Source organism: Lysinibacillus sp. DFXJR4 (genome assembly GCF_057196045.1).
The window spans coordinates 98,306-109,312 of record NZ_JBXUNW010000004.1; the positions used below are offsets into that span (position 1 = coordinate 98,306).

7 protein-coding genes are annotated in these 11,007 nt (G+C 37.1%); 2 read left to right on the forward strand and 5 right to left on the reverse strand.

What is annotated here, in order from left to right; translation table 11 throughout:
• Nucleotides 1-165: 165 nt before the first annotated feature.
• Both AC2CGN_RS11915 and AC2CGN_RS11920 read right to left on the reverse strand, forming a co-directional pair.
• Nucleotides 166-1,119 (reverse strand): L-threonine 3-dehydrogenase, encoded by a 954-nt coding sequence (locus AC2CGN_RS11915; protein ID WP_286923244.1) that lies wholly within the window; start codon nucleotides 1,117-1,119, stop codon nucleotides 166-168.
• A 325-nt stretch (nucleotides 1,120-1,444) separates the two neighbouring features.
• Complete coding sequence (locus AC2CGN_RS11920) at nucleotides 1,445-3,115, reverse strand: HAMP domain-containing methyl-accepting chemotaxis protein (RefSeq protein ID WP_484514014.1); 1,671 nt, start codon at nucleotides 3,113-3,115, stop codon at nucleotides 1,445-1,447.
• A gap of 240 nt (nucleotides 3,116-3,355) precedes the next feature.
• Here AC2CGN_RS11920 and AC2CGN_RS11925 point away from each other — a divergent pair, with 240 nt between their 5' ends.
• Nucleotides 3,356-4,522 carry an FtsW/RodA/SpoVE family cell cycle protein gene (locus tag AC2CGN_RS11925; protein WP_429980185.1) on the forward strand — a complete coding sequence of 389 codons (1,167 nt, stop codon included), beginning with the start codon at nucleotides 3,356-3,358 and terminating at the stop codon, nucleotides 4,520-4,522.
• A 262-nt stretch (nucleotides 4,523-4,784) separates the two neighbouring features.
• On the opposite strand, the gene AC2CGN_RS11930 is transcribed toward AC2CGN_RS11925, so the two are convergent.
• Genes AC2CGN_RS11930 through AC2CGN_RS11940 form a run of 3 tightly spaced genes read right to left on the reverse strand, consistent with a single transcriptional unit; the run spans nucleotide 4,785 to nucleotide 9,124 of the window.
• Entirely contained in the window at nucleotides 4,785-6,137 is a 1,353-nt protein-coding gene (locus tag AC2CGN_RS11930) for an aspartate aminotransferase family protein (protein WP_429980184.1), read from the reverse strand.
• A 30-nt stretch (nucleotides 6,138-6,167) separates the two neighbouring features.
• Nucleotides 6,168-7,697: a CoA-acylating methylmalonate-semialdehyde dehydrogenase gene (locus tag AC2CGN_RS11935; protein WP_429980183.1), complete on the reverse strand. Its 1,530-nt coding sequence runs from the start codon at nucleotides 7,695-7,697 to the stop codon at nucleotides 6,168-6,170.
• Between the two features lie 17 nt (nucleotides 7,698-7,714).
• Entirely contained in the window at nucleotides 7,715-9,124 is a 1,410-nt protein-coding gene (locus tag AC2CGN_RS11940; protein ID WP_484514017.1) for an amino acid permease, read from the reverse strand.
• A 193-nt stretch (nucleotides 9,125-9,317) separates the two neighbouring features.
• Here AC2CGN_RS11940 and AC2CGN_RS11945 point away from each other — a divergent pair, with 193 nt between their 5' ends.
• Entirely contained in the window at nucleotides 9,318-10,886 is a 1,569-nt protein-coding gene (locus AC2CGN_RS11945; protein ID WP_484514019.1) for a PucR family transcriptional regulator, read from the forward strand.
• Nucleotides 10,887-11,007: the final 121 nt, after the last annotated feature.

Here is an 11,007-nt window from a genome sequence, read left to right on the forward strand (position 1 = left end):
CTATTAATATTCTGAATTTTATTATATTTTAAATTTATAAATTACGCTATATATTCCAATAATTTTCTTTTTATTGTTAACTTTTTCTAAAAAACAGGTATATTGAGGCATATTAAAAACAGATAACGAAATTATCGTCATCTGTTTCATTTGGGCTGTATTTATTTACGAGATTGCTTTTGTTTGCAGCTTGATTTTTAATTTTTCTAGCATATCAACTGTCATTTTTGCTAAGTCATACTCCGCTTTAAAACTCCATTCTTTCTGTGCTGCTTCTATATTTAAAGAATTTGGCCAGCTATCTGCAATCGCTTGACGTACAGGATCTACATTATAATCCATACGGAAATGCGGTAAATGCTTCTTAATTTCAGCTGCAAGTTGGGCTGGCTCAAAGCTCATTGCTGTAATATTAAAGGCATTGCGATGAATCAAGCTTTTGCTATCAGCTTCCATTAAATCAATAATTGCCTGTAAAGCATCTGGCATATACATCATATCCATATAGGTGCCTTTTTGAATATAGGAAGTGTACTTGCCTTGCTCAATCGCTTCGTAGAAAATCTCAACAGCATAGTCTGTTGTACCACCTCCTGGAGGCGTTACATACGAAATTAATCCCGGGAATCGCACACCACGTGTATCTACGCCAAAACGATTGTAATAATAATCACATAGAAGTTCACCAGCTACTTTGTTCACACCATACATTGTTGTAGGTCGCTGTAACGTATCCTGTGGCGTATTGTCCTTCGGTGTTGAAGGACCAAATGCACCTATTGAGCTCGGTGTAAAAAATTGTAGATTTAATTCGCGTGAAACCTCTAATGCATTCATTAAGCCACCCATATTTAAATTCCATGCTAGCAATGGATTTCTTTCAGCAGTTGCAGATAATAATGCTGCTAAATGCATCATTGTGTCTGCACCAAAATCTTTTGCTAAATCATGCATTCTTTGTCCATCTGTCACGTCCAATATTTCAAATGGGCCCCTAGTATGTTCTAGCTTTCTAATATCTGTAGCAAGGATATTGTCCTCTCCATAAATACTTCGAAGTTTTTCTACAAGCTCAGAACCTATTTGACCAAGTGCTCCAGTAACAATTATCTTTTTCATTTCTCCAAACCTCCACCTATGAACAATTGTACTTATGGAAAGTACATTTAAATGTGTATAAACATTGATTTAATAACACTTTCAATGAATTTCATTATAATGTGTTCATATAAAAAACACAACATATATATTTCCACTTTTACAAAACACTACGCACGAGTTCTTATTTTCAGTATATGAGCCCTTAAAAATATAGTGCTGAAAAAATATATAAAATACATATGTATATTTGAAGAGGACATTTATCCATTTATTTCATAATTAAATTGAGCCATAAAAAAAGAACCTCACTTTGTATTTAAATAAAGAAAGGTTCACTTGCTTATTATATTGAAAATCGCTTCACAGCAATTTGTAAAACTTTTGATACTTTCCGCAACTCTTTTATATAATTATGAAATTGCTGCTGAGCAGATAATTGATCTGAAGTTAGTGTAGCTACATGCTTGGTCGAGGCAGCATTTGTATCAGAAAACGTTGTTAGCATAACAGCATCCTCACTAACCTTTTTCGTATGATTAGCAATCTCTTGAACGGTAGCCGATACTTCCATAATATATGGCTTAATAGTATGTACTTTTTCTAAGATTTGATCGAAGCTTGTAGCTGTTTTTCCCGTTACATGAACACCCTTCTCTGTTGCGGCTAATACACCCTCCATCATTTGCACGGCGTAGCTTGAATCTAGATGGATATTCTGCACAATGGATGTAATCGTTTGTGTTGATTGAACCGTCTGCTCTGCAAGCTTACGAACTTCATTTGCCACTACTGCAAACCCTTTGCCATGCTCTCCTGCTCGTGCAGCTTCTATTGATGCATTTAAAGCTAGAAGATTTGTTTGTGCAGTAATCCTTTCAATCACTTCCACCATTTGGTCAATAGTAGAGGCTCTTTCAACTAAATTAAAGATGGCTGTATTTGATTTTTCGACCGCCTGCTTAATGTTCTGTATTTGCATTAAATTTGCTTGTACAATTTCTGTGCCGCTTTCTGCATCACGTGCAGTTTTATGAGCAAAATTTTCTACTACCTGTACTTTTTCTAAAATAATTTGTACACCATTCAGTACTTCCTCGAGTGATGCTGTATTGGAAGCCAATTTTGTAGTTGAGGCAGCTGTTGAAGCTGAAATAGACTGTACATCCTTTGCTATTTTATGTGTTGTAGTAGATGACTGCTCCGACGATTCTTGGAGTTTCCCAGTCATTTCTTCCACCTCATGTGCGCTATTTGTTACGGTATGAAGCAGCGTTTTTACCTCATTTACCATTTGGTTGTAAGATAACACTACCTCACCTAATTCGTCATGTGCGACATAGCTAGCATTTGCTGTGAAATCGCCTTGCTCTGCACGCTTTAATAAAGATTTCAATTGACGAGTTGGAACATTTACAGCCTTTGTAGCTATAAAGCCAATAAAAATAACCAACAATACAACAAATAAACATACCCCGCCAAGTAGCCAGTACCCAAATTGTACATCCTTTTGGTAGTCTAATTGCTGTTCCTTAGCACGTTGCACCAAATAGCTTTGAGTTTCTTCTAATAGTGTATGGCTTTGCTGACTTACAGATAAAAAGGACAGTGTATAAAACTGCTGTTGTTCCTTTGGGTTCAATTGCTTATAGCTTTCAATCAATTCCATCTGCTGTGCAAGTAAGGTCTTGTATTTCTTCATTTGATGATCCATCTTTTTATCGACTTCTAGACTCACTAAATGATCTAAAGGCTGCTCCATGCTATTGAGTATGGTAATCATTTCTTGAAACGGTTCTGCTGCATCCACTAAATAATCTAATTGTCGTTGTGATTCCTCTAGCTCGTTTAACCAACCAATCGGTACTAGTCCTTGTGTATAGCTCTCACTTGCTTGCCAGGACATTTTCCTTAGATAATCCACACTAAAAATTCCTAGCAGTACATTTGAAAGCACACAAACGATCATTAGTACAAGTAGCTTGTCCTTCACCATTATGTAACGAAAAAATTGCATGATCCTTGGCTCCTTCTCCAGCTCTTACCAATAATCATAGTCTCCAGATATAAAGCTAGTGTTATGTTTTTGTAAATATTGTTCGAAGAGTTGTGAAGTATCTATGATTTGTAAAAAAAACATTAAATTTTTTTATTAAAGACATCCTTTTTGGCGTTCCTTAAATTTCCATTTGCAACCTTCTATTCAATCCTAACGTTTGGTATTAATAGTAGCGTTTTGGAAATAGGAGGTGTTTGAGTGTTACAGTTCAAAAAACTAGATAGAAGTTTAGTCATTTGCTTGCTGTTACTTGGTGTGATAAGTTGTCTCTTCGTCCACTCTAGCAGTTCGGTATTTGAACAATATTCTAGCTCTTTTATCATCAAGCAATCACTCTACTACCTTATCGGATTTGTAACGATGTTTGTGGTAGCTACACTTGATATAGAACAACTAAAGAAGATTGGCTGGCCCTTTTATATCATCATGGTGTTATTGACATTCGGATTATTTATAGCACCGGAGAGTATAGCTAGAACGGTCAACGAGGCAAAACGCTGGTATCAGATTCCAATATTAGGTTCATTTCAGCCATCAGAGTTTTTAAAGTTTGCGTTTTTAATCGTTGTCAGCAAAGTTATTGTTGCGCATCAGGAAAAATATAAGCATCCTTCCTTTTTAACAGATATGCGGCTCCTATTTATAATTGCTGTCATTACAATTCCGCCTACACTTGCTGTTTATAAGGAGCCTGACACAGGCATGACAATGCTTTATATGGCGATGATTATACCAATGCTTTTCTTTTCAGGTATTCAAAAAAAAATGCTCATAATCTTTGCTGCTATACCAGTATCGATTATGAGCGTTGTGGTTATTCTTTATGTAAAATTTAATGATTTTTTTACAGAAACGGTCCTAAGTAAATTATCTGGGCATCAGATTTCACGCATTTATGGCTGGCTGCAACCTTATGAATATCCAGATTCATCTTTTCAAACTAGACAGGGCTTTTTAGCAATAGGCTCAGGAGAATTTACAGGAAAGGGGTACTTGCAAAACAATGTTTATGTCGTAGAAAAGCATACAGATTTCATTTTTGCAAATATCGCTGAGGAAATAGGTTTCCTTGGAGCTTCATTCGTCATTGCTCTTTTATTCTTTTTGATTTATCGCATTGTCCTCGTTACAGTAGAGGCAAAGGATCCTTTTATGACGCTAATGGGAGCGGGCATTGCTAGTTTATTGGCCTTCCAAATTACGCAAAACATTGGTATGACAATTGGACTTTTACCCGTAACAGGTATGACGTTGCCATTTTTAAGCTATGGAGGAAGCTCACTCCTATCAAATTTCATGCTAATGGGTATTGTAATGATTATCTATAAATCTTATAGCGGTTACATGTTTAAAGCGGAGGAGTAGGTGATGACTTTATGAATACTACTTTAAAAAAGAGAATTATACTGTTACTAGTTTTGACTGGTATCTTTTTGTTCATACTAATCATTCGTCTTGCCTTTCTGATGCTTTATTAATAAGCTGTCTTTTAAGTTTGGTAAAGACTTAAAAGACAGCTCACCACCCAAAGAGGTAGGAGATTTCTGTATCTGCCGCTGACGCTATGCTTACGCGCATAAAACATCTGCCGCTACGCTTTTGATACAAAAAAATTTGCTGAAAGAAGTTAAATTTTATGAATATTTTCTATGACCACTTCAATTATTTTCGTTAAATCTTCTTGAGCAATATTCAGTGGTGGGGATAACGTTAAAACATTATTAAACCCAGCAACAGTGGCTCCATTTTTACCAATAATAACACCCTGCTCTTTACATGCAGCTATCACTGCATTTACTTGACTCACTGGTAATGGTTCCTTAGATGCTTTATCTGCCACTAATTCGATTCCAATTAATAGTCCTTTACCGCGAATATCCCCAATATTTGGATGACTATTTAATCCCTGTTGAAGTGCTTGGAGGGTAGCCGCCCCTATCTTACTAGATCTCTCAAACAACATTTCCCGCTGAAGAATTTCAATATTCTTTAATGCAACAGCACAGGCTACAGGTGAACCGCCAAATGTATTAACGTGACGGAAATAATCATATGCGTTAGAACCGGTAAATGCCTCATAAATTTCCCGTTTTACTGCTGTTGCTGATAAGGGCAAATAAGCACTTGTTATTCCTTTTGCCATTGTAATGATATCTGGTTTTACTCCATAATTCATAAATCCAAATGGCTTTCCTGTTCGGCCAAAACCACAGATTACTTCATCTACAATCATTAAAGCTCCATGCTTTTTACAAATTTCCTCAATGCCCATTAAATAATTTTCTGGAGGCATAATAACCCCGCCCCCTGTAATGATTGGCTCTAAAATCATGGCAGCAATCGTATCACTAAGCTCCCATGTCATTGTTTTATCAACAGCCCTAACACTTGCCAAATCTGTTGGAGCAACAGTGTCGCATTCATACTCACGATATTGATCTGGAGGAGCTACATGTACAAATCCAGGTGATAATGGCTCATATTTATATTTTCGCTCTGCTTGCCCAGTTGCAGCTAATGCACCAAAGGAATTGCCATGATAGGCACGATAGCGAGAAATAATTTTATAACGAGAGCCTTGCCCCTTTTGCTGATGATACTGGCGTGCAATTTTAAAAGCAGTTTCATTTGCCTCTGAGCCACTGTTGGAGAAGAAGATGACATAATCTCCGCCTAGTAATTCATTAATCTTTTCAGCTAGCTCCACTGCTGGTAAATGGCCTTGCGATAAAGGTGCATATGGATTTTTCATCATCTGCTCATGTGCAGCATCCGCTAATTCCTTTCGCCCGTAGCCAACATTCACACACCAAAGCCCTGCCATCGCATCAATATATTCAACACCATCTGTATCCTTGATTCTTGCACCGTCTGATTTTTCCACTATATAAGTAGCCTGTGGATTATAGGGTTTCATAGAATGCCAAACATATTGTTCATCCTTTTTTAAAACATCACTTTTAAGATTTACCTCAGCCATATTAACACCCCTTCTATGATTGTGACTTGCTTAACTCTTCACATCGTTATTACTAGGAAACGCAAAGGAACTTGTTGTATTCTCCGTTTCGTCTGGCCAGCGTTCAGAAATTGTTTTTGCCTTTGTAAAGAAACGAGCTTGGTCAGGTCCAAACATATGCCCTTCACCAAATTTTGAACGCTTCCATCCACCGAAATTATGATAGCCTACTGGAATTGGAATTGGGACATTAACCCCTACCATCCCTACCTCAATTTCTTCTTGGAATTTACGGGCTGCTGAGCCATTATTCGTAAACATTGTGACTCCATTCCCCAGTTCATGATTATTAATTACATCAATGGCTTCCTGTAATGTTTGAACACCTACTACAATACGTGCAGGACCAAAAACTTCTTCCTTAAAGATTGTCATATCTGGTGTTACATTATTTAGCAGTGTCGGTCCAAGATAAAAGCCTTTTGATGTTTCGCATATTTTGGGATTTCGACCATCTATCACTAGATTTGCACCTTCAGCAATGGCACCATCAATATAGCGAATAATGACATCTTTTGATTGCTGTGTAATTACTGGACCAAAATCCACCTCATGATCTGTATATGGCCCTATTTTCAATTGAGCAATTTTTTCTTTTAATATATCAGTAAAACGTTGCTCTGTATCTTTTCCAACAACAAGTGCGCCTGAAATAGCCATACAGCGCTGAGAAGCCGCTCCATAGGCTGCCCCTAAAAATGCATTCGCTGTTTGTTCTAGGTTGGCATCTGGCATTACAATCATAAAGTTCTTCCCGCCACCAAATGCAGCTACACGTTTATTATGCTTAGTACCTGTTTGGTAAATATATTCAGCAACAGGTGTTGAACCAACAAATGAAATTGCTTGTATCTCCTTATTTTCAAGAAGTTCATTTACCGCTTCCTTGTCGCCATTGACGACTGTCCAAATTCCATCTGGAAGGCCTGCCTCTTTCCATAACTTGCTTATAAACAGTGCTGAAATCGGTACCCTCTCCGATGGCTTTAAAATAACGGCATTCCCTACTGCAACTGCCATACTTGTAATAGCAAGTGGAACCATTACAGGGAAATTAAATGGAGCAATTGTTGCAACAACCCCAAGTGGACTCTTTGCGGAAAATGCATTAATATTACCACCTACATTGACCGAGTATTCCCCCTTAAGCATTTGCGGAGCACTTATCGCCATATCTACAGACTCAATACCACGTACAATTTCTCCCTTTGCATCTTCTCTAGTTTTTCCACTTTCCTCACAAATCAAGGCAATCAATTCATCCTGTTTTTCAATCAATAATTGACGGAAGTGATGTAATACCTCTACTCGTTTACCAATCGCTGTTTTTTTCCATCCAGGGAATGCTGCCTTTGCTAGCTGGATCGCCTGCTTAACCTCTTCTTTAGTTGCTAATGGAACCTGTGCAATGACCTCTCCTGTAGATGGATTATAAACTTCTGAAAATCGTCCACTTGTGCCAGCTACCTCCACCCCGTTAATAAAATGTGTTAGCGTTTTCATTTTTTGCTGAACTGTCATCTTTTCACCACTCCTTGTTATTGTTGTTCAAAATCTAACTCTTCCTTTTGGAAAATCACTTCATGTTCAGGATTAGAGAGCTTTTTCTTTTGAGTGACCATATAGAATATCATGACGATTGCCACTATAATACATGTAAAAAATATTTGAGAACGCATGGAGTCAATAAAGAACATAGAGACAAGCAATGCAGTTGTAGCCAATATAGTGAAATACGTTAAATATGGAAATAACCACATTTTCACTTTTAAGAGTTCCGGATTTTCCCGTTCAATTTTTCTTCGCATTCTTAATTGTGAAAAGGCAATAATCAAATAAAGAATTAAGGTGATTGCACTACATGAGCTAAGTAAAAACATAAAGACTTTATCTGGTGAAACATAGTTCATAATAACAGCAATATAGGAGAAAAATGTCGCAGCTAGGATGGCATTCACAGGTGCACCCTTTTTATTTAATTTCAAAAAGGCTTTTGGGGCCTCTCCCTTCTCTGCTAATGAAAATACCATTCTTGATGTCGCGTAAAGTGCGGAATTTAAGCATGATAACACAGCCGTTAAGACTACAAAGTTCATAATTTGTGCAGCAGCAGGAATTCCGATATGATCCAGTACCGCAACATATGGGCTTGTTAGAATATCCGAGGAATGCCATGGCAATAATGTAACAACCACTGTAATGGATCCAACATAGAAGATTAAAATTCGCCATGTGATAGAATTTGTAGCCTTCGTTACTGCTGCTAAAGGTTCATCGGATTCCCCTGCTGCAATCGCTACAATTTCTGTCCCCATAAAGGAAAAGATAACAATAACTACACCCATTAGAACTGCTCCAAAACCGTTTGGTAAAAAACCGCCCTGCCCAATTAAATTAGCAGTCCCAATCGCATTAAAATTTGGTGCAATGCCAAATATAATAAATGCACCAAGTCCTAAGAAAACTACAATACTTGCAACCTTAATAAGAGAGAACCAATATTCAAATTCACCAAAAGCTTTTACGGAAAGTACATTTGTTAAAGTTAGCGCTACTGTCAGTAAAAGACTAAGCAACCATAAAGGAATACCATCATACCAATATTGAATAATCGCAGCCGCAGCCGTTGCCTCTAAGGCTATGGCTATGACCCAGAAAAACCAATATAACCAACCAATCATAAAACCAGCCCAAGGACCAATTGATTCATGTGCATAATGCGCAAAAGATCCACTTGTTGGATTGACCGCTGCCATTTCCCCAAGCATTCGCATGACAAGAATGACGATGATACCAGCAAAAATATAAGATAGTATAGCACCAGGGCCGGCTAAGTTAATAACCGAGCCACTTCCCATAAACAGACCTGCCCCTATAACTCCTGCAATCGCAATCATTGTCATGTGCCTTTTCTTTAACCCTCTCTGTAAATGCGTTTGTTGCTCCATATCTGTCACCTCTTTTTTTAGATTGGATTATCGCTTAAAAAAATCTTACATGTTCCACACTTTGGAAGTAATAGACAAACTGTAAAATTCTATACTTTTGTTTTAAACATAATGTAAAATAGACTAAATATTCTTAAAATAAAATTTTTATTTTCTGAAACAGTAGTAAGAGAAAAATGAAAGGAGCTTACAGATGAATCAATTTAAATTAAAGGTGAAGGATGTATTAGAGAATAAACATTTTAAAAGTGCAGAAGTAGTAGCTGGAGAAGATGGATTATTACGGATTGTCAAATGGGCGCATGTCATAGAAATTGTCCAAATAGATAATTTCTTGGCTGGTGATGAATTGGTATTGACAACTGGCATAAGCCTGCAGCATAGCATAGACGATTTTATCTTTTTTGTAGAGTCTTTAATTCACAAAAGTTGCGCTGCATTATGCATTGAGTATGGTGATTATCTTCAAACCATTCCAGCAATCATTGTATCCCTTGCCAACCGTCATAGCTTCCCTATTATCGTTTTTCATGAAACTGTTCCCTTCGTTCGCATTACCCAGGATTTACATAGTCAAATATTAAATCAACAATATTTAATGATTTCCACGTTAGAATCTTACTCTCAAACTTTAAATAAAAACGCCCTATTAGGACAAACAACCGAGGATATTTTACAAAATATGTATAACGAGTTGAAAACACAAATTGTTTTTTCTATTAAAAGCCGAGAGCCTATCTTTTTCCCAAATGCAATACCTCATAAGCGGCAACAATTACTAGCAATGAAGGAAAAAGCCTCCGAATTTAAACATGAGCCTATCTTTATTTTTGATCAGCATTATGCTGATTTGACTCTTTTTAGGGCAGATGGTCAATTTTCAGAATTCGAACTACTCATTTTAGATCGTACAGCTACAGCGTTAGCACAGCTTTTAATGAGAGAGTTTTATATAGAGGAAAAAAAGAATATGGAGGATGCCACTATTCTAGTAGATTGGATAGATCAAAAATTATCGAAAGAGGAAATTTACAAATTTATTGTCACTCATCATTCAAACTTCAAAATATCTAGTGGGACTGTCTTTATTTTAGCGTCTCCACATACAGTTCCTAAAGTACAGGAGGATATTGTCTATAGTAAGCTATATTACCGAAACCTCTTTGAACAACATGGATTTATTCCCTTTTTATTCGAAAGAAAGAGCTATATTATCTTTATTCTTCTTCATACCAAAGATAGTAAATCGAGTCGTGAATTATTGAATTCGTTATGCTCTTCACTTCAGAAGGCAGAGTTTTACAAAAAACAAATATCTCAGGGATATCAAGTAGCCATTGGAAAAGTAGTTTCAGATGTTGTAGAAATTCCCAAAAGCTATCAAACTGCGCTTGATACATTATATATTTGCAGTAAGGTGCCAACAACTTCTTATTTTTATGATGATTTACATTTATATCACCTTATCTACAAGCTTCAGATGCAGGTGAATTTACAGGAAGTGATTCATGATTATTTACAGCCCGTTATTGAATACGATCGGAAATATAATAGTAAGCTACTAGAAACGTTGCAGGTCTATTTACAAACAAATGGCTCCAAGCAGCAGACAGCCAAACAATTGTTTATTGTACGGCAGACACTCTACCATCGCTTAAAAAAACTAGAAAGTCTATTAGGGGAAAATTTTATGAAGGGGCATAATCGTATTACGCTTGAATTTATGCTACTTGCAAATTCTTTGATTGAGGATAATAATTAAATTCCTAGTTTTGGAGTCACGCATTTCGCTCGGGGGCTCCGCTGTTTCGCTCGGGGGCTCCGCTGTTTCGCTCGGGGGCTCCGCTGTTTCGCTCGGGGGCTCCGCTGTTTCGCTCGGGGGC